The organism is Xenorhabdus entomophaga, from assembly GCF_037996725.1.
Taxonomy (GTDB): Bacteria; Pseudomonadota; Gammaproteobacteria; order Enterobacterales; family Enterobacteriaceae; genus Xenorhabdus; species Xenorhabdus khoisanae.
In genome coordinates, this window is record NZ_JBBMXH010000077.1 from 1 (window position 1) to 24,588 (window position 24,588).

The window sequence follows — 24,588 nt, forward strand, 5'->3', positions numbered from 1 at the left end:
TTTTACGGAGCTCCCCAAACGCCATCCCAACGATCCTCTGCACGATCTGCTCCCGTGGAACGTGAATATGGGCGACATCATGTAAATACACTGCTTAATTGGCCGCTTACGAACAAATAAATCAGGCCAGAAAACAATGCACAACCCTGCATGGCTAACATCAACCAGCGCACACGAGATAGCGGACAACACAGATACGCCAATGGTATTAATAAGAAAAAAGAGAGATAGAGCCAAATGCCATTGGAAGAAAACGCGATCCACTGATCAATCACAGAAAGCGGTAATACCATCGCCTGATCGTAACCATTCATCTGATAATTCGCTGTCAATTGGTAAATAATCCCAACCATTCCCCATCCCAATAAACAGCACAATAATCGGTATCCTAACCGTTCAATACGCCAGTTCATCCTGACCTCCTGATCTTTTGACTATTTTTATTATCATTATCCAATCCAATTATCACATCAGTTACAAACCTGTTTATAACACCAAAGTTTCTTACTTTATCCATTATTTTTTCCACAATGATACAAACAGCACTATCACTGAAAATAAAAACCTCAGAATAAAGGCGTTATGAAGATAGGGTTAGTGTAAACTATTATTTATCAGATAATTAATGGAACAGAAAGAGGATATTTATTGAGTTAAGGCAATTTAAAAGAAAATGGTAAATGTAGAAAATTGCAAATAGGATTTTTTATGAAATCAATATCAGCCAAATTCATATTATTATGAATAAAAGCATGAAATATCCAGATGAAATTGTCATGACAAGATAACCATTCAACAAAAGAAATAATTTTTAACATTTACCTATCCCACTAATTTTGTTTAAATAGTTCCACAGTAATCTCATTGCATTATTAGCTTTGGTTATTATTTAAATATTAATTTTCCTCAAAATTAAAATAAATATATTAGTTTTTAACCAAAAAATTTTGGGTTAAATATTACAAAAATACAAACAATAATGCATGAATAAAATAGTAATTACAGAAAATAGAAAATAATGCAATCAGTTAAGTTTTTAATAGTCTTGATTATATTTCCAAGCATGTTCTAATGCTGTTTGGAATTCCTCTCCTTCAACACCTTTAAGATTATCTTCATATAATTTATTCCAAAAATCTTTATCGAATTCATCTAAACACCCATACAACATATCTATTTCATCTTTATAACTTTCTATTGCGCATTTTCGTCTATGAAATAACGAAGTATTATTATTCAAATTAAATACACGAATAGTTTCTTTAGCCTTTTGCCTTTGTGATTCATTCAAACCGGCTTGAGGAACCACTTGACCTGAAGTTAAAAAAAGTAAATAGATACTAGGATCTTCCTCATCAGGCTTAATCAACTTATTGATATCATATTTCCTAATATTATTACTATCCTTATATATTCCACAGCGCTGCCATCCTCCCTTTTTTTGGGTATCTCCACAAGAGCCGAATAAGTTATTCCAGTTAAAAGTCTCCATTGGATAACTTTCTCTCGTTCGAAAGTGCTCTATATGTCTTCTATCTTTTAATTCGCATTCACAGTAAGCACAGAATCTTCCTTGCATCAGTTCTAACTGTGACCAGATTTCATCTTTTGGAACAGCTCCCCAGCTATCTTTGCCATGTTTGAAATTAACTAAACATTCTGGAGCTTCAGGACGTTTTAACTTCTTCAACTTAAATCTCCTTACGTGCTTAATTTCTTGCGAACTTTAGCTTTTAGCTTTTGAAGACGTATATGGCCTTCACAACGTTTGACTTCTGGGTGTTGATCACCAAAGTGTTCTTTAATTTTTTTGAACAATTTTCCTGCTTCTTCGTTATTTTCATAATTTCCAGTTTCAATCCATTGAATTAGCTGTTTAACCCATTGTGATTCGGGAAGATCTGGGATTGAAAAAGTATTCATCAATTGTTCAAGAACATCACTATTAGCAACACCTTTTGTTTGATATTCAGGCGCTCTCAACCAAACCGTTTCTGTGTCATCATCATAGTCAAAGTAACGGATATTCTTTTTATTTACTGTAGATAATACTTGTGGACTATGTGTTGAAATAATAAATTGAATATTTGGAAAGGTTTCCTGAAGAGCCGGAATTACTCGTTGCTGCCACTGAGGATGCAAATGCAGTTCAATTTCATCAATAAGTACAATACCATTACCTTCTAAAGGGTTTTCTCTTTTAGGATTTAATAATACTAACCGACGAACTAAATCAGCAACCAGAGCAATAAATACTCTTTGACCATCTGAAAGTTGAGTTAATTTAACTTTATTTCCATCAATAAAAACAAAAATTTCATCGATACCTGATTTATCCTCCACCCAAATCCCTTCAACATTTGGTACTACACGTGAAATCGCTTGAGTAACTCTAGAAAGAATAAAGGATTCATTAAAACCAGGCGCTTTTTTCTCTCCCAGATATTGACTATATTTATCTTTAAACATATCTAAAATAGGTATTAAAGAGTCATAACCTTCTAAAATTGATTTCTCCAAATCATCAATCTGCTCTTTAATACTTTCAAGATTTTCGGTAGAAAGCGATTCTTCATACTTCCCTATTTTACTCAACTTAATAAACCAGTCGATAAAATTTTCAAACTTCCCTGTTCCTGTAAGAGCATCAGTATAAGCATCAAAACGTGACCGCCTCTTATCAGAGATTCTTTGATCAAAGTTTTTCCTATAACTTTTCAAAGGATAAGACCGCTCTACTAAATATGAAGAAAATAGAGGAAGGTTAATAGTACATTTATCGTTGATAACACGCCATACATTAGCAATCGATTTTAAACCAACTACATCACTATTACGTTTCTTTGGTGCGGCTTCAATTGCTTTTGATAGCCGAGATTTTATCCCAGTGTTATAACCATATTCAAAAACTGTATAAATCTCTGAATAATGCTCACTCTCATTATGGATATCATCATAAGTTATAGCACTTCCCTGACCATCTTCTTTCAAAATGTTCGCATTCAACCAACTTAATGTTTTGCTAATAGCTTCAATAATTGTAGTTTTTCCTTCTCCATTAGTACCAATCAAAACAGTTAAATGACTGTCTAACTCTCGTTCGATATGTAATTTTCTAAAACGACGAAAATCTACCAACTGTAGAGAATTCAATATAAATCTATTATCCTTGTTTTCTATAAACAAACAACATTGTTCAAAGTAATTTTTTGCAACAAACTCATCTTTTTCTACATGATTATCTCCACTCATATACTCTTGATAAAGAGTAAAATCAGCGAGTAAATCACCTCTTTTTGCGTTCATTTCTAATGTACGAATATGTCTATTTTTTTTCATGTCTCTACCTCAAAAATTTTCTTTAGCGTCTTTTGAGAGTATTTTTTTGCTAACCCGCTAATAAACAAAGGCTCAATATGTTTAGAAAAAGAAATTAATCCTTGAAGATGATAAATATCATCAACATCTAAAAACCCTAATTCAAACTGGTGAACAAGATGTTTAATATAACGTTTTTTTTGTCGACCTATAGATAGCTTACCATCATTTGTAATCGTTATTCCAGTAATATGTCGATTATGTGCTTTTGATGAAAACACTGTCTTACCATGATTGATAGTTATCTGTCTTTTAAAATGCTCAATTAATAATGAATTAACTATTTTAGGTATTAAAAATAGTAATAATTTTCGATTAGAAGAAAAGGTCAGATCATCTGCATAACGTGTGTAAACTATATGATCTTTCACACAAAATTGATGCAACTCCTCATCAAAATTGTATAAAAATGAATTTGAAACTGCTGGAGATGTCGGTGCTCCAACGCTTAGTACTAATTTCCCACTATTTTTTTTACTTGGACTCCAAAATAGTAATCTTTGTAAAATATTTCTGTCAGGCTCAGTAAATAATTCCTCTTTTTTATTCCAGCTCTGCCATAAAAGATTAGGGGTAATCGAATTAAAGAAATTTTCTAAATCTATTTTTAGCAAATATTGATTAGTTCTATGACTGTTTGCATTATCTTTGATTGATAAACCTTGACGATACGCCATAGCACAATGATGCACAGGTAATCTATAACGCTTAAGAAAAGCAGACTGATATTCCTTAAGCCTTCTGCTTGGCTGAGCAATGATTCTGTTGCCTGCCCGACGCTTAGGTATAGAGTAAACTTTATATTTTTTCGGGGCGTCAGAAAGAAAAGTAAGCACTTCTGTCTCACTTATCCCCAATTCATTTGCTAGATCAAATAGAACTGTCATTCAACCTCTGATAGTGAAAAGCCCAAGAGCAAACTTGGGCTTTAGAATAACTCTTTACTAGAGACAGCGAATTAAACGTGTCTACATTTAGGTGCTTGTGCCAAATGTAGACACGTTTAATTCGCAACCTAAATGTGTTCAATAAGTTAGAGTCTGGCTAATCACCCGACTAGACGAAGTTCGTCAAAATCACTAAAGAGCTTTCTAATTCTATGCCAAGTGATTAGGTATAACAACATTTGGCTTCTATAAAGGCATCTTCATGAAGATAAGTAGATTACAATGCTTAGCTCTTCCAAAAAAACCAACACCTTGCCCTCCCTCACTTTTGCGAGCATGATCGCAATACCTTTCTTCATTAATCAAACAGCTTACATGCCTACAATCAAAGAACTACAAGTTGCAATCTCAAACCTTTCTATATGGCGTAAGGGGGATCAACGTGCACCACATAAACCATTATTGTTGTTGTACGTTCTCTCTCAATATCAGAAAGGTCATGAACAACTGTTTGATTATGGAGAGGAAATCCACCAGCCATTATTGGATCTACTCAATAACTTTGGCCCAAGACGTAAAAGCCACGACCCTTCCTTACCCTTCTGGCGATTACGTGGCGATGGATTTTGGGAATTGCAGAATACCGAGCTTTGCACACCACAAAAAGGCAGCAGGCAACCACCAAGGCGCGAGCTGATTGAATTCGGCGTTAAGGCCGGTTTCGACCAATCAAACTATAAGCTATTGCGCAGTAAACCCGCTATCATTGATAAACTGGCACAACAAATCCTCAGCGAACATTTCCCTGACAGCATACAGGAACTGCTCGCCAATCAATTGGATTTCTCTTTAAGTGATATCCGTAAAAAGCGTGATCCACATTTTCGCCGGCAAATATTACGTGCCTATAACTACGAGTGTGCTATATGTGGTTACAACCTGCGGCATGACAGTACGCCTGTTGGGCTGGAAGCGGCACATATCAAATGGAAACAACACGGTGGCCCTTGTACCGTAAATAACGGGCTGGCCTTATGTTCACTGCACCATTCCGCATTCGATATGGGTTCAATCAGTATTGACAATAATATGAATTTACTGGTTTCAGAAAGTATTAATGGTGGCCGAATGGTTAAGCAACTTTTTTGGAGTTTTGCAAAACAACCGATATTACTTCCCCAAAATAAAGACTATTATCCGTCGGAAAGTTTTATCACTTGGCATCGTAATCAGGTTTTTAAAGAATAACCTGAAAATATATTAAAAAGGGGAGCCAAAGCTCCCCTTAATAATTCAATGAATGTCAGATCACTGACCTGCTTTCAATTTCTGGAAATATTCTTCATACAGGATATTGGCATTGCCAACATCATTCTGCCATTCCCCTTTCTGGATAATAGCTTCATCGGGGTACAAAGATTTATCTTCTGTCATTTCTTTCGACAGTAATTTTTTTGCACCCAAATTCGGGGTTGGATAACCAATTTTTCTGGCAACCTGTGCCGCAATTTCTGGACGTAACAAGAAATCAATCAACTTCATTGCACCATCGACATTCTTGGCATTCGCCGGAATAGCCAGACTATCCATCCAGAAAATCCCGCCTTCTTTCGGCCAGATAATATCAACAGGTGTGCCAGCCTGACGCGCAACATAAGCAGAGCCAGTCCACATCATGCCGATATCAACTTCACCTTCCATAAATGGATTGGCTGGGTTATCAGAGTTAAATGCCAGTACGTTTGGCATCAGTTTTCTCAGTTCCTGATAAGCCGCTTCAATCTCTTTCGGATCGGTAGTATTGCCGGAATATCCCAGTTTCAACAGCGCCATTTGGAAGACTTCACGCGCATCGTCAGTCAGTACTAAGCTACTTTTGTATTCTGGCTTCCAAAAATCAGCCCAGGAAGAAATAGTTTTAGGATCAACATTATCGCTGTTAACGCCAATCGCCGTTGCGCCCCAAATATAAGGAATCGAATAATCGTTATTCGGGTCAAAAGACTTATGCAGCAAGTTAGGATCAAGATTATGGAAGTTGCTCAATTTGCTTGTATCGATTTTTCGCAACATCCCTTCTTTACTCATCTTTGAGACAAAGTAAGTGGATGGAACCACTAAATCGTAAGCGCCGTCTTTATAGGTTTTCAGCTTGGTGTACATGCTCTCATTGGATTCATAGGTGGAATAAATCACCTTAATCCCAGTTTCTTTAGTGAACTGGTTGAGCAAACCAGGCGGAACATATTCAGTCCAGTTGTAGAAATACAGCGTCTTGCCATCATTAGCAGAAGCGGCATTCACCGAACCCATGCTTAATGCCATCATCCCAGCGGCTAACAGATAAAACCACTTTTTCATGTCATGCTTTCCACGCAGTCAGTGCGTTAGTATCGTATATAGGTCCAACATGAACCTACCCCCCAAAAAAAGCTATTATAAAAGCCGCATTTTATAGGGTAAAGCCGCTTGTTAGCTTATAGGATTACGCATTGTACAATTTATAATAATTAATTGTACAATATTATAATCGAGCACATATTATACACAAAATAGGGGAAAACATTGTGGATACTTTCACCATTTCACACGCCCGCGAAAATCTGGCTGCGGTTATCGATCAAGCGGTGGCTGGTCAGCCAGTGGAAATTACCCGTCACGGTCGGGAAACTGCTGTGATTATCAGCAAAAAAGAATTTGAAGCACTGCAAAAAGCGAAATTAGATGCTGAATTTGCTGATATCGTCGGCCTATTCGATACATCGAACAAGGCATTGACAGACAGATGATCCAACACATCACCCCTAATGAAGTGATTGCCCTTCATGACTATCTTTTACGTCGTTATGCGGGTGTACCAGGAATGACTGATTCTGGCCGGGCAGATGCGATTGTCAGCCGAGTGATGAATCGGGAATTTTATGAAAACATCACTGATATCTACGAATTAGCCGCGACATACTGGCTCGCCATTGCTCGCGGCCATATTTTTATTGACGGAAACAAGCGAACAGCCCTGAACACCACGATGTTATTCCTGAAGCGTAACGGAGTGAAAGTTTATGACCATCCAGTATTAGTTGAATTAACAGTAAAAGCAGCCAAGGGAGAATTTGTATCTACGCAATTGGCGGCTAAACTCAGGGAACTTTTCAAACCAGAGGTTAACCCTTATTGACGTTTATTCAAATTGCTTAACTATGGTGGAGACAGGGGCAAAAAATAAGAAAAGCGTGGCCAACCTGTAACCACGCTGAATAGAGAAGTTTAGGATTTACTGGTGCGATCACGCATCACAAATTGGCTAATCAATACCAAAACCAACGACATTATTAACAAAATCGTTGCCAACGCGTTAACTTCCGGCGAAACCCCGACTTTGACCATTGAATAAATCTTCAGTGGCAGGATTTCATAACTTGGCCCCGTCACAAATGAGGAAACGACCACGTCATCCATCGACAAGGTAAAGCTCAGTAACCAACTTGCCATCACTGCCGGCATCGCCAATGGCAGGATGATTTTACGCAGGATAGTCAGTTCACCTGCCCCCAAATCGCGCGCCGCTTCCAGCATTTTGACATCGAAATCTTTCAGGCGGGAATAAACCGTCACAACCACAAACGGCAGGCAGAAAGTGATGTGCGAAAACAATAGTGACCAGAACCCAAGTGAAATGCCGAGCAGCATAAACAGCACCAGTAATGAAATCGCCATCACGATATCCGGCGACATCATCACGACAAACAGCATGCCGCCAACAAACTTTTTGCCACGGAACGAGTAACGATACAGGGCAACCGCAGTCAGGGAACCAATCAGCGTGGCGAACGTGGCGGATGCCACCGCCATCGTCAGGGAGTGGCCTGCCGCTTGTAGCAGGCTGTCATTGGAGAACAGCAGGCTATACCACTCGGTGGTAAAACCCTGCCAGCTAATGCCAAAGCGTGACTGGTTAAACGAACTTATCAGCAGAATAATAATCGGGATATACAGGTAAGCATAAACGATGGTCATAAAGCCACCGCGCAACAAGCGTCCGATCATTCCAGTTCTACCTTCTTGTTCAGCAGCTTAGCCGCACGATAGTAAACCAACAACATCAGCCCCATCACCAGCGTCAGACAGATGCTGGTCGCCGCCCCAAACGGCCAATCGCGGATATTGAGGAACTGGCTCTTAATCACGTTACCGATCAGCAGGTTTTTCGCCCCGCCCATCAAGTCAGCTACGTAGAACAGCCCCATCGCAGGCAACAGTACCAGCAGACAACCCGCAATAATTCCCGGCATCGTCAGTGGTACGATAATGCGGATAAAGGTCTGTAATTTACCCGCACCTAAATCGCGCGCCGCTTCCAGACAGGAATTATCCAGCTTCTCAATGCTGGAATAGAGAGGCATCACCATAAACGGCAGCAAGATATAAACCAGCCCCAGCACCACAGCTTCAGGGGTATACATAATGCGCAGCGGCTTATCGACAATCCCCACCCACAGCAGAAAATCATTCAAATAGCCACGGGTACTGAGGAACATCTTCAAACCATAAATACGGATTAACGAGTTCGTCCAGAACGGCACAATCAGCAAAAACAGCATGAGCGGACGCAGTTTCTTCGGCATACGCGCCAGAAAAAAAGCGAACGGATAACCAATCACCAGACAGCACAACGTCGCCACAATCGCCATATTCAGCGAATGTAGCAACACTTCGGCATATAGCGGATCGAACAACCGGGCGTAGTTATCCAGTGAAAATACCATCTGTACCAGATTGGCATCATCACGGGTCAGGAAGCTGGTTCCGATGATCATCAGGTTCGGCAGAAAGACGAACAGCATCAACCACGATACCACGCCCGTAATGACGATATTCTGGAATAGTTTACGCGTCTTCTTCATCGACCAGCACAACCTCCCAGCTTTCTACCCAAGTGACGGCAATCTTCTGGTTCAGGGAATGGTCAACATCAGGATCGTCTTCATTAAAGAATTCACTCACCATAACCATTTTGCCATTTTCCATTTCGACCACAGAATCCAGCGTCATGCCCTTGTAGTTACGTTCACGGACATAACCAATCAAACCCGATACCTGCTCACCATTATTGATCTCTTCCACGCGCAGATCTTCCGGGCGCAGCAACACTTTCAGCGTTTGCCCGACCGTCACTGGCAGTGCGGTGAAAATATCGCATTCGTGGCCTTCGACATTGGCGCGTATCCGTTGTTCATCAATACGATGCAATACTTCGGCATCAAAGATATTGATTTCGCCGATAAAGCGGGCAACAAACAGGTTCTTCGGCTCTTCATAAATCTCACGCGGAGAGCCATCCTGTTCGATCCGTCCGTCACGCATCACCACGATACGGTCTGACATGACCAGCGCTTCTTCCTGATCATGGGTCACGAAGATAAAGGTAATACCGAGCTTGCGCTGAAGCGCTTTCAGCTCATTTTGCATCTGCTTGCGCAATTTGTAATCGAGCGCGGACAGTGACTCATCCAACAGCAGGACTTTGGGTTTATTCACAACCGCACGGGCAATTGCCACACGCTGCTGCTGGCCACCGGAAAGCTGGGCGGGTTTGCGCCGGGCAAACTCTTCAAGCTGAACCATGCGCAATGCTTCCTCAACACGCGGAGTAATCTCTTTTTCCGGTGTTTTCTGCATTCGAAGGCCAAAAGCGACGTTTTCAAATACGGTCATATGGGGGAACAGGGCATAACTTTGGAAGACCGTATTAACGTGACGGTGCTCGGCCGGGATATCGGTAATATCCAGCCCTTCCAGTAAAATCTTGCCGCAGTCCGCATCTTCCAGCCCGGCAATCAGACGGAGTACTGTGGTTTTGCCACAACCGGATGGCCCAAGAATGGTCAGGAACTCGCCATCATTGATTGTCAGATCGAGCTGTGAAATAACTTGTTTGTCGTCGAAGCCCTTACTTAAGGCTTTCAATTCAACAAGTGGTGTCAGAGAGGTATTCTCAGTCATTTATGCTATCATCTATCCCTTGGAATAATGCAGATAGAACCGCCACGGGAAAAGACTGTGTCAGCTAGCAGGAAGCATCATTTCTCCGCTAAAGCTCAAAGCCAGTGGCGCCGGTTGAAATTACGAAGCGCGCATAATAAACGCAGTAAGCCCAAATTGAAAGCCGAAACAATGACAATATGTCATTTTTTATTATCATTTTACGGATGATAACATTATGTACTATATTGAATATAATATTTTCAGGTTAAAATAGTTTCCTATTGATTATTTTGTAACCACGCAAACACTACCAATACCCTGTTTCACCTCAATCATTCCCCTACTTACCGAGGCTTACAAAAACACCAACATTTTTCTTCCTGTTGCAACATTCTGACTCCCTTTCATACCAATAATCATCATTCAAAAACAGAACTCTTTTTTTGATATTGAAATTCCTTAATTTATTAGCATTATTTTTTATTGTTTTAATAACTAACCTTATAATTAATTATTTTTACTGAAATTAAAATAATTAAGAACTCCATAACCATTTAAGAAAATAATCTAAAGCCTGACTTTACACTCTAATTCTTCGGCTATATTTCCCCAAAAATACAGATGATTGCAGGGGTAGTTGGTTGAGATTTTTTTGTGGGAGAAGTTGTGGGTAGATGCAACTCCTAAAACTTACCTAATCGTCAGTCCGGTATAGCTCTTCACGACATTGATAGCAGTAATGAACTCTATTATCAGGGATTTTCTGCCATAAATAACTGCTAATGCGATTTGAGCCACAAAAATGCAGCAGATTCTTCTATACCCTATCGCCATGTAAGTTACACGATTCTACACCAATAAATAATTCATAAACCCACCATCCTTGCAATAAGGAAGATTATTTATGAGATTCAGATCAAAATCTTTCGACATTGACAGACCAAATTATTTCAGCCCGTTGAGTCGCTCTCAATCCAGCCCAAGCCTAATTTCAAAATCTTTTGATGCCAGAGCATCCTTATCCACAGAAAAAGTTTCTTTATCAAAATCATATGAGATCGCAGAACGCCTAAAATTTCAGATAGAGAGCGAGAAATGGAAAGTTAAACTGAATAAAGAAGAGAAAAGGGATTTAGAGTTGAGAAATTGGAATGATAGATGCGTATATTCTTGTGGTATCTTTCAATCTATAAAGGAAAGAACATGTGAAATATTAAAAGAAGAGGTCAGTCAACAAGAAAAATATCATTGTTTTGTAACCAGTTTTAGAGGGTTCCCTGTAGGAATTCTGATAATTACCACTACAGAAAAGAAAGTACTTAATGCGCCTAAACTTCTGCCTGATGTTCCTCTCATTACGGATATTTCCACACATCCAGGTATCAGGGGTTGTGGAATCCCGCTAATCGAGTGTGCAGTCAATTTATCTTACCAATTAGGTAAAAATGGTGTCGTTCAGCTTACTCCAATTGATGAAAGCGAAGGTTCTTATAGTCATATGGGATTTACTAAAATAAAGTCTAATAGACTTGTTTTTATGGTCTTAAAACCAGCAGAAAGCCCTAAATGGCGTTTAATAAATGGGCGTTATCGTTTTTTATGGAATGTATAATTAAATTTATTCTGATATAAACAGAAGAATTAACCGAACCTATCTTTAAATTTCTTCGAGCTAATTCATTTAGTTTTTGGTGATATGGATTTGTTTGAACATCAACAACATGATGATTTAACCAAAGATACAATTATCTATGCACTCCACGGTGTTAAACAACTCGATGATTTTCTGGAAGAAGCATTTGAACAAGCAAGAAATATCGTTACGATTATTTCACCGTGGCTAAAATATAGATAAATTACAGATGATGTCATTATGGCACACAAGACCTCATTATCCCGTCATAACAAGCCCACCAACCCCACCGCCTCCCTTGCCAATTCACCTATCTTTTTCCACTCCTTATCCCGTATCAACTGTGGGCTGACCATCCAGGAACCTCCACATGCCACAATTTGTGGGATAGCAAGATAATCGCGAATATTCTCAACCCCAATCCCACCTGTCGGCATGACTTGTAACTGTGGGTACGGTGCAAGTAGCGCTTTAATCATCGCAATTCCACCTGAGGGTTCAGCCGGGAAGAATTTGACAAAATCGATGCCTAATTCCAGCGCTTGTTCGATCGTGCTGGCGTTATTCACGCCGGGAATGATAGGGATACCGATTTGCTGGCACGCCTGTACGGTGTTTGGGTTAAGTCCCGGTGAGACGACAAACTCTGCCCCTGCTATTTTTGCCTGACGCACATGCTCACGATGGAGCACCGTTCCGGCACCGATCAGCATATCTGGTCGTTCAGCCTTCAGCAGGCTAATCGCTTCAACGGCATTCTCGGTACGAAACGTGATTTCAGCAACAGGCAGGCCGTTGTCTGCTAATGCGTGACCAAGCGGAATGATATCCCTGGCCTCTTCAATGGCTATCACTGGCACGATTTTAATCTGACGCAGACGTATCATCATCTCTTGCATTTTCATTCTCTCCGATTTCGTTCGAATTAAAAAAACGTGCCGTAACCCCTTGTGTCACTGTCTGCGGCACAATCGCACCTTTATGCTGGATCACAACTCCTGCGAGCTGATGCCCCATTAATGCTGAATCATGAACGGATTTCCCGTTTAACAACCCCGCGATAAAACCCGCATTAAAAGCATCGCCTGCCGAAGTGGTATCAACGACAGATGTAACAGGTTGAGTCTTAATATGTTGTGTGGCATTGCAACCGCTTAAGTCACGATAAAAACAGCCTCGTTCACCCGCTTTGATAATGGCTTGTTTAACTCCCATTCTTTGCAGTCGATTAAAACTTTCCTCAATTGACGTATCTCCCCATAGGCTCGCTTCATCATCGTCAGTGACTAATGCAATATCAGTGATGGCATACATCTGTTGATAACACTCACGGGCTTGCGTTTCATTTTCCCATAAGGCCGGACGATAATTACTGTCAAAGAAAATCACTTTCCCCTCAGAAGATAACTGTTTCAAATCAATTAGCAGCAATTGGCGATCATGTTCTGGCAAAATCGCTAAACTGATCCCACTGAGACAGAGCACATCCATGTTCTGCAATTTCTGGCGCAATATAGGGTAATCAGAATGCTGCAAGAGATAACGCGCCGCCGAGTTATTGCGCCAGTAAAGAAACGTGCGCTCACCTTTTTCATCAAGTTGAATCAGGTATAAACCGGGCTGATGCGCGTTATCACGCAACACTAACGAAGTATTAATGCCCTCTTGCCGCCAGCGTGAGATCATGCCTTCGCTCAAGGGATCAGTTCCCATCACTGTGACGAAATGGACATCAATCGTATCGCCACCAGCGCGAGCCAAGTAAACCGCACTATTCAGTACATCACCGCCATAGCTTTGTGTCATGGCACCAAATGGGATGCCATTTAGCTCAATCATACATTCGCCAATCAGGGTAATTTTCCGCATCTGCATTCTTTAATCCTTCACTGCCTGAAAATAACGTTCAGCATTATTGAAACAGATATCCTGAACTATCTGTCCCAGCATTTTTTCATCATGTGGGATTTCGCCATTTTCGGCCCAGTTCCCCAGCATATTGCAGAGAATGCGACGAAAGTATTCATGACGGGTATAGGATAAGAAACTGCGTGAATCTGTCAGCATACCGACAAACTGGCTTAATAAGCCTAACTGGGAGAGTTGCTCTAATTGGCGCTGCATGCCGTCTTTTTGATCGTTAAACCACCAGCCCGATCCAAATTGGATTTTGCCCCCTAGACTTTTCCTGCCTTGCGCAAGGCTTCCGCCCTGAAAATTGCCAGTCATGGTAGCGATCACTTCATTATCGCGGGGGTTTAAGCAATAGAGAATGGTCTTCGGTAATTCGTCTGTTTTATCCATCTCATCCAGCAAACGTGATAATGGGTAAGCGATATGATTATCCCCAATGGAATCAAAGCCGCTGTCTGGCCCTAACAGATTAAACATACGCGTGTTGTTATTGCGCAAGGCGCCAATATGCAGTTGCATTACCCAGCCGCGTTTTGCGTACTGCTTCCCTAACCAAACCAGCACCGCTGTCGTGAATTGTGCTGTTTCTAATTCACTGAGTAATTGCCCTTGTCTGCGCTTTTGCAAAATGATGTCTAACACTTTTTCGTCAGGTATCGGCGCGTAACGCAACTGTTCAATACCATGATCCGATGCCACACAACCGTGATCCTGAAAGTGTTCGAGGCGGCGCTCTAATGCCTGCAATAAATCAGCAAAACGCCCGATAGCGACATCTGCGATTTCTCCTAATCGTTCGAGATAGTCACAAAAACCCGGCAACTCAATTTTGAAGACTTTGTCTGGACGCCAGCTTGGTAATACTTTGATGGTAAAGTCTTTATCTTTTGCGATCTGTTGATGATATTCGAGAGAATCAATGGGGTCATCCGTTGTTCCTGCCATCCGTACTTGCATTTGCTGCATAATGCCACGGGCAGAAAATTCGCCTTGAGAAAGTTTCTCGTTCGCCTCATGCCAGATAGCCTCTGCGGTGTCAGGCCCAAATAATTTTCCGCTAATGCCAAATGGACGTCGCAGTTCCAGATGTGTCCAGTGATAAAGTGGATTGCCGATCGTCAGAGGAACTGTTTTCGCCCATGCGAGGTATTTTTCGTAATCACGGCTTTCAGCACCGGTAATCAGCGCCTCTTCTATCCCTGCCGCACGCATCGCACGCCATTTATAATGATCGCCCTCCAACCAGATTTGACCAAGGTTGTGGAAACTGCGGTTTTGCGCAATCTCTTTTGGATTGAGATGACAGTGATAGTCATAGATAGGCATCAACGCAGCATAATCATGATAAAGGCTGCGGGCAACGTCATTATTTAACAGGAAATCTTCACACATAAAGGTTTTCATCATGTTTTCCTCTATGGCCTAAAGAGTCGCAACCGCTTGGCGTGCGCCGAAATTCAGTAAGTTCTGGTAGGCTTGGGTGACGTTATCGACAAATTCGTGATTTTTTACCAGTTTTTTGCCGAAAATCGACTCAATCGCCAATAGCTCTTTCACCACATCTTCCGCCACAGCGACAGAATGACCACTACCATACTGGGTAGGAATCGCGGCAAAAATCGCCGCAAAAGTCTCTTTTAATGGATCACGCACATCTATGGGTTGGCCTTGTTCATCCACGCCGCTGATATAACGCATCCACCCCGCCACACCGAGCGCTAAATGGCGATAATCACTTCCCCTCAAAAGGTGCCATTCAATGGAATCAACCATGCGCTGTGGCAATTTCTGGCTGCCATCCATCGCAATTTGCCATGTCTGATGTTTTAACGCTGGGTTAGTGAACCGTTCGATCAATTTATCGGCATAGGCCATTAAGTCGATATCTGCTGGCATCGACAGCGTTGGAGCTTGTTCATTCAGCATCAGTGCATACACTGCCCGACGATAATCGGCATTTGTCATCGTATCGGAGATATGCGCATAGCCGCCCAAATAGCCCAGGTAGGCCAGAAATGAATGAGCGCCATTTAATATGCGCAATTTCATCATTTCAAAGGGAGCCACATCGTCCACAAATTGCGCACCGGCAAGATCCCAATCCGGACGCCCATTCACAAAGTTATCTTCAATCACCCATTGACGGAAAGGTTCGCAGGCAATAGCACAAGGATCTTCAACGCCCAGCCGTTGGGCAATTTCAGTTAACGTTTCTGGTGTGGCTGCCGGCACAATACGATCCACCATCGTGCAGGGAAATGTCACTTGGTTTTCTATCCATTGTGCCAATTTTTCGTCCTGCAAACGCGCCAGACCCAATACGGCTTCACGGGCAACATGCCCATTTTCCCGAACGTTATCGCACGACAAAATCGTCACAGCGGGTAGCTGGCGTTCAAAACGCAATCTTAATGCCGCAGTGATATACCCGATGGCTGATCTTGGCACAGCGGGATTGGCAATATCTTTAATAATCAATTCATTATTAGGATCTAAACGCCCTGTCGCGGCATCGGTACAATATCCTTTTTCAGTTATTGTCAAAGAAATGATGGCAACATCAGGGTTCGCCATTTTTTCGATAATCGCCTGAACGCCATCAATTAATGGATGCATCCCTTCTTTCATTGAGCCAATGATTTTTAATGTGACTCCCTCCTGCCCTTTCTCCGCGACGGTATAGCGCATGGATTGTTTTTTAAGATTTTCAATCAGTGGGGCATCGTTTAGCATCAGATTAACTTCACAGAATCCCCAATCACTGTCTGTTTGTTCTAATACATGATGTGTATAAAACGCCTGATGCGCGCGATGAAATGCACCGCACCCTAAATGCACAATACGGGAAGTCAGGCGTTCGGTTGTCCAGCGAGGGCATGGGACAGAAGTTATCGCATTGACAAGGTTTTTTTCCATGATGGCACGATGGATACCCAACTCAAGGCCACGAATTTCAGCCAGCCCTTTCAGGCGGCCGATTGCCGAATAACCGGGGTTAGTTTTCTTTTTCAAATCATCAAGTATTTGATGGCCATGATCAGGCCGCATTGGAATAAGGTGATTTTCACCCGCCACTAACCGACGATGTTCTTCTTCCGCAACCGCTTTGATCACTTCATACATATCCACATCACCAGCAAGATGTGCCGCTTCATGGAACGTGGAGGGGTTTTCTTCACGTACAGTTGAACGCAAATGGAGGAAATAGATACGGGAACCCAATGATTTGATCATCTTCACCAAATCATTATCCGCCCGCACGCCATAAGATCCGGTGCACATCGTATAGCCATTGGCATCGCTGTCTACCGTTTCGGCCATCCAATACATATCCTCTATTGTAGAAACAATGCGTGGCAGACCTAAGATCTCACGAGGCGGATCATCAGGATGAACAGCCATTTTGATGCCGGTTTCTTCCGCAACCGGAATGATCTTTTTCAGAAAATAAGCAAAGTGCTCACGCAACTTGCCCTTATCAATTTCTGTATAACGTGTTAGGTGTTGGCGAAATTGTTCTAAGGTATAGCCTTCCTCTGCACCGGGAAGACCAGCGATGATTGTGTTTGTCAGTTTTTGTTTTTCTTCTTTGGTCATTGCAGCGAAGCGTGATTGCGCTTGCTCAATTTCATCATCGGAATACGCTTTTTCTGCACCACGGCGTTGCAAAATGTGGATATCAAAAACAGCAAATTCGATTTGATCAAAACGCAGCGCTTTTGATCCATCAGGTAATTCATATTCGAGATCAGTACGTGTCCAATCCAGAACAGGCATAAAGTTGTAGCAGATTGTTTTGATCCCGCAGGCAGCGAGGTTACGTAAGGTTTGTTGATAGTTTTCGATCCATCGATCGTACTCCCCGGTATGCGTTTTGATATCTTCATGAATGGGAACACTTTCTACAACTGTCCACTCAAGTTGATTATCTTCAATCAGTGCCTTACGTTGTTTTATCTCTTCGATAGGCCAGACTCCGCCATTGGGAATATGGTGCAACGCCGTCACAATCCCTATTGCTCCTGCCTGACGGATATCCGCTAATGAAACGGGATCTTCAGGCCCATACCAACGCCAAGTTTGCTTCATAATTCCCCCTATAACTAATTCAAGACTAATTCAGGTAACCATAAACTCAATTGCGGCAGATATGTCACCAGTGCCAGCGCCGAGATCAGCGCCATATACATTGGGAACAGTGGCTTCAATACTTTATCAATACTCACATCCCCCACAGAGCAACCCACAAATAAAGCGCTGCCTACGGGAGGTGTACAAATTCCAATGGCCAAATTAAACGTCATGATGATGCCAAAATGAACAGGGTCGATACCCATGCTCATCGCAACGGGTAAGAAAATAGGCGTGAAGATCAAAATGGCAGGGGTCATATCCATAAAGATCCCCACTATCAGCAGGATGATATTAATGACTAACAGGATGGTCAGTGGATTATCAGAAACCGCCATCAACGCATCCGCGATCAAATACGGCAGATCAGCATTGGCCATCGCCCAGGACATGCCCATCGATACGCCAATCAACAGTAAAACAATAGATGTGGTAACCGCTGAATCAAGAATAATTTTGGGCAGTTGTTTGAAACTCACTTCACGATAAATAACTACTGCGAGCATAAAACTGTAGAGAACTGCAATGGCTGATGCTTCCGTCGCCGTGAAAACCCCCGCAATAATCCCGCCCATAATCACTACAATGAGCATTAATGATGGTATTGCTTTCCACGCTGTATCAAAAAATTCGTTCCATGTTGGCCGGGGTGCAACAGGATAGCGCTTCCTCTTGGCAATAATGGCAGACACAATCATGAGTGAACCCCCCATAATAATGCCGGGGATATAACCCGCTAAGAACAAGGCAGCAATAGATGTTCCCCCCGAAACCAACGAGTACACAATCAAGGTATTGCTGGGAGGGATCAATAAACCAGAAGGACAAGAAGCGATATTCACAGCAGCAGACAGATTAGGATCGTATCCTTCTTTTCTCTGCATCGGTGCCATTGTCCCCCCTACCGCAGCAGCGGATGCCACTGCCGAGCCTGAAATCGCCCCGAAAAGCATGTTCGCCATGATATTGACGTGCATTAATGATCCCGGCAAACGGCCACCAATCATTTTAGCCAGATTGATCAAACGCGCAGCAATCCCACCTTGGTTCATAATGTTTCCGGCCAGGATAAAGAACGGGATCGCCAATAAAGAGAAGTTATCGACTCCCGCAGCCATACGTTGCGCAACAACCGTGATCGCAGATCCCAGCGGCAATGTCATCGTAATGGCGACTAACGAAGATAAGCCGATAGCAAAAGAAACAGGGACACTCAATACCAATAATATTGCAAATGTGCCAAAGAGTGCGGCAATGACATACCAGTCCATACGCTAACTCCACAAATTAATGACTCTCAGACACAGCTGGCGGTTGACCAGAAAAATGCTGAAGAATCGAGATCACATCAACGAACGCGTAGAAAATCATCAATATTCCGCTGATAGGCAAACATAAATAGATGTACCCCATCTTCCAACCTAATACAGGTGTGATTTGACCATTTTCCAGTGTCGATGAAACAAGAAGGCTGCCGCCATAAAGCAGCACAATGGAAGAAAATGAAATAATTACTGCCTGAATAATCAGACCGACAATACTTTTCTTTGCTCCTGTTAATTTCATCATCAACAGATCGATAGCAAGATGACGATGCTGCCCGGTTGTATATGCAGCGCCAATCATTGCGACCCACATAAACAGATAACGTGCTAATTCATCAGTCTCGGTGCTCGGTGCACCTAAGACATAGCGTGAAATTACCTGCCACGACACACATAAAACCAGAAAGGCCAGTAGGCAGATGGTAAAAAATGCCAAACTTTTATTGGTCATCGCTACAAGGTTTTTCATTTATCCGATTCCTGTCATTTTGGTTTACCAATTAAAGTCCACACAGGCATCAGAATCTATACTGATTGCACTAAAAACATCGAAATAAGTACCTGAAAGAGGGTGAGATAGATCACAAACTCAAAAGGTCAACCAATAACGCCATTTTTTGCGATTCAGATCGACCAATTGGATTTTGCCCTTTGCTCAATAAGTGAGATCTGATTATGGTTTGCCCACAGAAAATAACAAAAACCTACGCTCACCTCTGGAGAACCAAACATGCAGAACAACAAACGAATTTTAAACATAGTGACTGGCGTAATGCTTATGCTGGGAACATCTCAGGCTCTTGCTGTAATAACGCTGAAACTCAGCCATAACCAGAACCGAGACCATGCTGTTCATAAAGCCATGACCCAGTTTGCTAACGAAGTGAAAGAAAAAACCAACGGGGAAGTGCGTATTCGCATCTATTCTGATTCTCAATTGGGCAACCAACGTGAATCCATTGAATTAATGCAGAACGGCGCCCTGGATATTGCTAAATCCAATGCGGCAGAATTAGAAGCCTTCTCCCCGGCTTATTCCATTTTTAACCTGCCCTATTTATTCCGCGATAAAGGGCACTATCAACAAGTCATCAATAGCGATATCGGTAAAGAAATCCTCAATTCAGGTCAAAACATGGGGTTTATTGGTCTCACTTACTATGATGCGGGCGCACGTGGTTTTTATGCGAAAAAACCGATTAGAACGCCTGAAGATCTAAAAGGTTTGAAAATTCGCGTACAACCCAGCCCAACGGCAATTGCGATGGTGAAAGAACTGGAAGGACATCCGACGCCATTAGCTTATGGTGAACTCTATACCGCATTGCAACAGGGAGTTGTGGACGCGGCTGAAAATAACATTACTTCTTTTACGCTAAGCCGCCATAGTGAAGTGACAAAATTCTTTTCGCTGGATGAACATGCGATGATCCCTGATGTCCTGTTAATATCGAATAACTCATTGAATAAATTAACCCCTGAACAACAAGAGATTGTGAAAAAAGCGGCTCTGAACTCCTCAAAATACATGATTCAACTTTGGGAAAAATCAGAAAAGGAAGAGCGGGCTAAAGCAGAAAAACAAGGGGTTGAGTTTGTTGCCGTGGATAAGACTCTCTTTCAGGACGCGGTTAAGCCCATGTATGACGATATTGCTAAAACCCAACCGGAATTATTCGAAATGGTAAATCGAGTGCGTAAAGTAGAATAATTTTCTCTCAAAACCACCTATTGTAACAAGAATAGGTGGTTATATTTCTGGCATTGATGCCTTAGAATACCATCATTTTTAGTCGTTCCATTTAAGTATATTACCTTACGGCGGCATTAAATGATGAACTTTGCAGACTCCAAGCGCCCCTATCATGAAGTAGCCCAATCATTACGTCAGATGATTATAGATATGGATTATTCTCCCGGTGATCGTCTACCGACAGAACGTGAAATTGCAGAAAAATTCGGTGTTTCACGCACTCTTATTCGTGAAGCGTTAATTGTACTGGAATTGGACAATCTCATTGAAGTGCGCAAAAGCTCAGGTATTTATCTCACCCACCTGCCATGCTCTTATTCAAGCGATACGACTATCAATGCCGCAGGGCCTTTTGAGTTATTACAGGCGCGCCAATTATTGGAAAGTAATATCGCTGAGTTTGCGGCGCTCCAGGTTACTCCGGTCGATATTGCCAATATGCGCAACGCGTTGGAAAAAGAGAAAAATGATCTGATTTCGGGAGAAAGTGAATCCGGTGACAAGGAGTTTCATTTAGCCATCGCGCAGGCAACGCATAACAGTATGTTAGTTGAATTGCTTAAGCAGTCTTGGGCGTGGCGTGAGAATAATCCTATGTGGGTGAAGTTACATAGCCGAATTACCAATACCGATTATCGTAAAGCGTGGTTGAATGATCATCAGGCAATTTTGGCGGCTATGATCAAAAAAGATCCCGCAGCAGCGAAGCAATCAATGTGGCAACATTTAGAAAATGTGAAACAGAGTTTGCTTGAATTATCAGATGTGGATGACCCTAATTTTGACGGGTATTTGTTTGAGTCTTATCCGGTTGGGATTGGGAAGTGAATCAAGGAAATCAATGAGGTAATGTTATGCGAACTACCGTCACGATTGATGATGCGTTGTATGCACAGGCGCTAGAAATGGCCGATCCTGGCATGGATAAAGCAGATATTTTCCGGGAAGCGGTGAAAACGTTTGTTCGGGTGCAGGCGGCAAAAAGACTCGCTTCGCTAGGCGGTACATCACCTGAAATGCAAATAGCTCCCCGTCGCCGGGAGGAGCCATCCGCATAATGACTATTTTGGTTGATACGTCCGTCTGGGTTGACCATTTCAAAAACCGGAATGACGGGTTGATTCAGTTGCTGAGCTGGGATCTGGTTCTAATTCACCCGATGATACTGGCAGAGATAGCCTGTGAAACCCCACCTGCTCCAAGACTGCAAACGCTGGGTGATCTAGTTCTGTTGCCACAGAGCCATCAGGCCAATATTGCCGAAGTGATGGCCTTTATTGAAAACGAAAAACTGTACGGACTTGGATGTGGCTTGGTTGATATTACGTTGCTGGCATCGACCCTGATAACACCAGGAGCGAGGCTCTGGACGCTAGATAAACGACTTGAGAGGCTGGCTAAACGTTTCAATGCGAATTATCAGCCAATTCATTAGGGGTGGGACCGCGGTCCCACTTATTTTAAAGTGAATCCGGTGACAGGGAGTTTCATTTAGCCATCGCACAGGCAACGCATAACAGTATGTTAGTTGAATTGCTTAAGCAGTCCTGGGCGTGGCGTGAGAATAATCCTATGTGGGTGAAGTTACATAGCCGAATTACCAATACCGACTATCGCAAAGCGTGGTTGGATGATCATCAGGCAATTTTGGCGGCGATGATCAAAAAAGATCCCGCAGCAGCGAAGCAAACAATGTGGCAACATTTAGAGAACGTGAAACAGAGTTTACTGGAATTATCCGATGTGGATGACCCTAATTTTGACGGGTATTTGTTTGAGTCGTATCCGGTTGGGATTGGGATTGGGATTGGGAAGTGAGTTTTAGGGATTTGGGAGTTGCGGCTATTTGCAGCTCCCAAAAACTCACTCATCAGGCCGATCTCGCTTTTCATGACATAAACAAAAACCAAGAATAAATAAAAACACTGGCTAATGACTTTCAGTATTATAAGGAAGGAAAAAACTTATCCATTATATTTAATTAAAACCCCACTTCACTAATATTATTTTTATCATTAATAATGATTCATTTAAATTAAAATAATCAAGATCTCCATCACCATTCCATAAGATGAACTAAAACCTCACTTTACATTCTAACTCTTTGGCGATACATTCCCAATAATATAGATGATTGACATTATCTATCCTCATCACAAAAAATAACTAATAGCTATAAAACAAGCTAGCAATAAAAATCATATTAATTCGCTTTATTATTAAGATTAAATTATTTCGGTAAAATTCTATTTAAAAAAACAACTTACTTGGTTCATTAAATAATAAAAATAACATAGATTCATTTGATGTTATTTTTTACCTAAAAAGCTGAATCGTTTCAATTAATTATAAAAAGGTAAACATCTATGTTTCATCTACTGTTACAAGATATCCATCTGGCAGCATATGCTACCAATAAAGAAAGTGCTATTCGCCAAGTCACCACAGCTCTCACTGCGGCGGGATATGCCAGTAAAGAGTACGTCGAAGGAATGCTGGAACGTGAAACACACTCTTCAACCTATCTGGGTAATGGTATTGCCATCCCACATGGCACCCATTCAACCCGCAACAACGTACTGAGAACCGGCGTACAAGTGATGCAATTTCCGAACGGAATCGACTGGGGCGATAACCAAACTGTCCACCTTGTTATCGGCATCGCGGCAAAATCCGACGAACACCTTAATCTGCTGCATCAGTTGATCCCGATCATTCGTGATGAAAACCGCGCCAGCCGGATGGCAAAAACCACCGATGTAAATGAACTCTATCGTTTATTAATGAACACCAAATCCGCCTATCTGCTGGATAATTCCACGCTCACACTGGATATTGACGCACATGACCTGACAACCTTGCAGGCAATAAACATCTCTCGGCTACAACAAGCCAACGCAGTGAATGCAAAATTTATTGCCGATATCTTTATCAAGCCACCAATACACCTTGGGCAAGGTATCTGGCTCAGTGACAGTTCGCAGGGCAATTTGCACAATGCAATTGCCATCTCCCGTCCCAAAACTCCTTTTACTGTTGATAAACAACCTGTTGGATTGTTATTAACCATCGCTTGTGCAGACGATCAACTGCACTGTTTTCTAGATAATCTCAGCACCCTGCTGCAACAAGGTAAAGGTGAGTGCCTATTACGAGCCAAAAATAGCACAGCCATCGTAGACCTACTGACAATGGATGTACCACAAGAAACGATACTGCCTCAAAAAAACCGGATAAACGCGAGCACGACTGTTTTTAAATGCGAGCGCCTACACTTAAGCAACGCACTCAGCCGTAGCTGGCCAAAAGGCGAATGGATTATTGCCCTGCGTCTCAATCTACATCCGGCTGAAATCTGGCCCAGCCGCTATTACGATCACGCAGGTAATCTGAATGAGGAACGCAAACCCCGTGGTTCTTCCAAATGGGCCGGAGGTGAAGCCGTGAAAATCTTCGACAATTTACTTTTAGCGTAAGCGGCCAATTAAGCAGTGTATTTACATGATGTCGCCCATATTCACGTTCCACGGGAGCAGATCGTGCAGAGGATCGTTGGGATGGCGTTTGGGGAGCTCCGTAAAA

Annotated in this window: 24 protein-coding genes and 2 pseudogenes; 11 read left to right on the forward strand and 15 right to left on the reverse strand. The window is 42.1% G+C overall.

The features are described from left to right. Positions 1-77: 77 nt before the first annotated feature. The 4 genes from AAC854_RS15410 to AAC854_RS15425 all read right to left on the reverse strand — a co-directional run bounded on the left by AAC854_RS15410 (position 78) and on the right by AAC854_RS15425 (position 4,265). The gene (locus tag AAC854_RS15410; RefSeq protein ID WP_340617883.1) at positions 78-413 is read right to left on the reverse strand and encodes a hypothetical protein; all 336 of its coding nucleotides are present in this window, start codon (positions 411-413) and stop codon (positions 78-80) included. A gap of 623 nt (positions 414-1,036) precedes the next feature. After that, on the reverse strand, positions 1,037-1,690 hold the full coding sequence (ptuB, locus tag AAC854_RS15415; RefSeq protein WP_340617884.1) for a retron Ec78 anti-phage system effector HNH endonuclease PtuB: 654 nt from the start codon (positions 1,688-1,690) through the stop codon (positions 1,037-1,039). A gap of 11 nt (positions 1,691-1,701) precedes the next feature. Beyond that, the gene (gene ptuA, locus AAC854_RS15420) at positions 1,702-3,339 is read right to left on the reverse strand and encodes a retron Ec78 anti-phage system effector ATPase PtuA (RefSeq protein WP_340617885.1); all 1,638 of its coding nucleotides are present in this window, start codon (positions 3,337-3,339) and stop codon (positions 1,702-1,704) included. Beyond that, positions 3,336-4,265: a retron St85 family RNA-directed DNA polymerase gene (locus AAC854_RS15425; protein WP_340617886.1), complete on the reverse strand. Its 930-nt coding sequence runs from the start codon at positions 4,263-4,265 to the stop codon at positions 3,336-3,338. Before AAC854_RS15425 ends, ptuA begins: the two co-directional genes overlap by 4 nt. A 375-nt stretch (positions 4,266-4,640) precedes the next feature. On the opposite strand from AAC854_RS15425, the gene AAC854_RS15430 reads away from it, so the two are divergent. Then, positions 4,641-5,513 (forward strand): phosphorothioated DNA-binding restriction endonuclease, encoded by an 873-nt coding sequence (locus AAC854_RS15430; protein ID WP_340617887.1) that lies wholly within the window; start codon positions 4,641-4,643, stop codon positions 5,511-5,513. Positions 5,514-5,573: 60 nt separating this feature from the next. Here the strand turns inward: AAC854_RS15430 and potD are convergent, their stop codons facing one another. Continuing rightward, positions 5,574-6,626 carry a spermidine/putrescine ABC transporter substrate-binding protein PotD gene (gene potD / locus AAC854_RS15435; RefSeq protein WP_340617888.1) on the reverse strand — a complete coding sequence of 351 codons (1,053 nt, stop codon included), beginning with the start codon at positions 6,624-6,626 and terminating at the stop codon, positions 5,574-5,576. A 206-nt stretch (positions 6,627-6,832) separates the two neighbouring features. On the opposite strand from potD, the gene AAC854_RS15440 reads away from it, so the two are divergent. Continuing rightward, positions 6,833-7,054 (forward strand): type II toxin-antitoxin system Phd/YefM family antitoxin, encoded by a 222-nt coding sequence (locus tag AAC854_RS15440; RefSeq protein WP_340617889.1) that lies wholly within the window; start codon positions 6,833-6,835, stop codon positions 7,052-7,054. Beyond that, the gene (locus AAC854_RS15445) at positions 7,054-7,443 is read left to right on the forward strand and encodes a type II toxin-antitoxin system death-on-curing family toxin (protein ID WP_340617902.1); all 390 of its coding nucleotides are present in this window, start codon (positions 7,054-7,056) and stop codon (positions 7,441-7,443) included. Before AAC854_RS15440 ends, AAC854_RS15445 begins: the two co-directional genes overlap by 1 nt. Positions 7,444-7,532: 89 nt before the next feature. Here AAC854_RS15445 and potC read toward each other — a convergent pair whose 3' ends face one another. From potC to potA, 3 genes are read right to left on the reverse strand one after another with little or no spacing between them, the layout of a single operon-like run. Further along, a complete protein-coding gene (gene potC, locus AAC854_RS15450) occupies positions 7,533-8,312 on the reverse strand; it encodes a spermidine/putrescine ABC transporter permease PotC (RefSeq protein WP_340617890.1) in 780 nt (259 codons plus the stop codon). Beyond that, positions 8,309-9,169, reverse strand: coding sequence for a spermidine/putrescine ABC transporter permease PotB (gene potB / locus AAC854_RS15455; RefSeq protein WP_340617891.1), 861 nt, complete (start codon positions 9,167-9,169; stop codon positions 8,309-8,311). The genes potC and potB overlap by 4 nt, the downstream gene beginning before the upstream one ends. Beyond that, positions 9,153-10,268, reverse strand: coding sequence for a spermidine/putrescine ABC transporter ATP-binding protein PotA (gene potA, locus AAC854_RS15460; protein ID WP_340617892.1), 1,116 nt, complete (start codon positions 10,266-10,268; stop codon positions 9,153-9,155). Before potA ends, potB begins: the two co-directional genes overlap by 17 nt. A gap of 886 nt (positions 10,269-11,154) precedes the next feature. Between potA and AAC854_RS15465 the strand changes: the two genes are divergently transcribed. Further along, a complete protein-coding gene (locus tag AAC854_RS15465) occupies positions 11,155-11,862 on the forward strand; it encodes a hypothetical protein (protein ID WP_340617893.1) in 708 nt (235 codons plus the stop codon). A 90-nt stretch (positions 11,863-11,952) separates the two neighbouring features. Continuing rightward, positions 11,953-12,105: a hypothetical protein gene (locus AAC854_RS15470; RefSeq protein ID WP_340617894.1), complete on the forward strand. Its 153-nt coding sequence runs from the start codon at positions 11,953-11,955 to the stop codon at positions 12,103-12,105. Between the two features lie 44 nt (positions 12,106-12,149). On the opposite strand, the gene AAC854_RS15475 is transcribed toward AAC854_RS15470, so the two are convergent. The 7 genes and pseudogenes from AAC854_RS15475 to AAC854_RS15505 all read right to left on the reverse strand — a co-directional run bounded on the left by AAC854_RS15475 (position 12,150) and on the right by AAC854_RS15505 (position 19,722). Continuing rightward, positions 12,150-12,782 (reverse strand): bifunctional 4-hydroxy-2-oxoglutarate aldolase/2-dehydro-3-deoxy-phosphogluconate aldolase, encoded by a 633-nt coding sequence (locus tag AAC854_RS15475; RefSeq protein ID WP_340617895.1) that lies wholly within the window; start codon positions 12,780-12,782, stop codon positions 12,150-12,152. Then, positions 12,748-13,758, reverse strand: a complete 1,011-nt coding sequence (locus AAC854_RS15480) for a sugar kinase (RefSeq protein ID WP_340617896.1) — start codon at positions 13,756-13,758, stop codon at positions 12,748-12,750. Before AAC854_RS15480 ends, AAC854_RS15475 begins: the two co-directional genes overlap by 35 nt. A gap of 3 nt (positions 13,759-13,761) precedes the next feature. Next, entirely contained in the window at positions 13,762-15,201 is a 1,440-nt protein-coding gene (gene uxaC, locus AAC854_RS15485) for a glucuronate isomerase (protein WP_340617903.1), read from the reverse strand. Between the two features lie 18 nt (positions 15,202-15,219). After that, on the reverse strand, positions 15,220-16,713 hold the full coding sequence (locus tag AAC854_RS15490) for a fructuronate reductase (protein ID WP_340617904.1): 1,494 nt from the start codon (positions 16,711-16,713) through the stop codon (positions 15,220-15,222). Next, positions 16,705-17,886: pseudogene (gene uxuA, locus AAC854_RS15495) on the reverse strand (mannonate dehydratase); the annotation flags it as partial. The pseudogene uxuA and the gene AAC854_RS15490, both read right to left, overlap by 9 nt. Positions 17,887-17,900: 14 nt before the next feature. Next, a complete protein-coding gene (locus AAC854_RS15500) occupies positions 17,901-19,199 on the reverse strand; it encodes a TRAP transporter large permease (protein WP_273547416.1) in 1,299 nt (432 codons plus the stop codon). A gap of 16 nt (positions 19,200-19,215) precedes the next feature. Continuing rightward, the gene (locus AAC854_RS15505) at positions 19,216-19,722 is read right to left on the reverse strand and encodes a TRAP transporter small permease (RefSeq protein ID WP_273547417.1); all 507 of its coding nucleotides are present in this window, start codon (positions 19,720-19,722) and stop codon (positions 19,216-19,218) included. A 261-nt stretch (positions 19,723-19,983) separates the two neighbouring features. On the opposite strand from AAC854_RS15505, the gene AAC854_RS15510 reads away from it, so the two are divergent. The 6 genes and pseudogenes from AAC854_RS15510 (at position 19,984) to fruB (ending at position 24,482) form a co-directional block, all read left to right on the forward strand. Continuing rightward, entirely contained in the window at positions 19,984-20,964 is a 981-nt protein-coding gene (locus AAC854_RS15510) for a TRAP transporter substrate-binding protein (RefSeq protein ID WP_340617897.1), read from the forward strand. A 120-nt stretch (positions 20,965-21,084) separates the two neighbouring features. Further along, positions 21,085-21,834: an FCD domain-containing protein gene (locus AAC854_RS15515; protein WP_340617898.1), complete on the forward strand. Its 750-nt coding sequence runs from the start codon at positions 21,085-21,087 to the stop codon at positions 21,832-21,834. 26 nt (positions 21,835-21,860) lie between these two features. Further along, positions 21,861-22,064 carry a type II toxin-antitoxin system VapB family antitoxin gene (locus AAC854_RS15520; RefSeq protein WP_340617899.1) on the forward strand — a complete coding sequence of 68 codons (204 nt, stop codon included), beginning with the start codon at positions 21,861-21,863 and terminating at the stop codon, positions 22,062-22,064. After that, complete coding sequence (locus tag AAC854_RS15525) at positions 22,064-22,441, forward strand: type II toxin-antitoxin system VapC family toxin (protein WP_340617900.1); 378 nt, start codon at positions 22,064-22,066, stop codon at positions 22,439-22,441. Before AAC854_RS15520 ends, AAC854_RS15525 begins: the two co-directional genes overlap by 1 nt. A 29-nt stretch (positions 22,442-22,470) precedes the next feature. Then, a pseudogene (locus AAC854_RS15530) lies at positions 22,471-22,824 on the forward strand (FCD domain-containing protein); the annotation flags it as partial. A gap of 548 nt (positions 22,825-23,372) precedes the next feature. Then, entirely contained in the window at positions 23,373-24,482 is a 1,110-nt protein-coding gene (gene fruB, locus AAC854_RS15535; RefSeq protein ID WP_340617901.1) for a fused PTS fructose transporter subunit IIA/HPr protein, read from the forward strand. Positions 24,483-24,588: the final 106 nt, after the last annotated feature.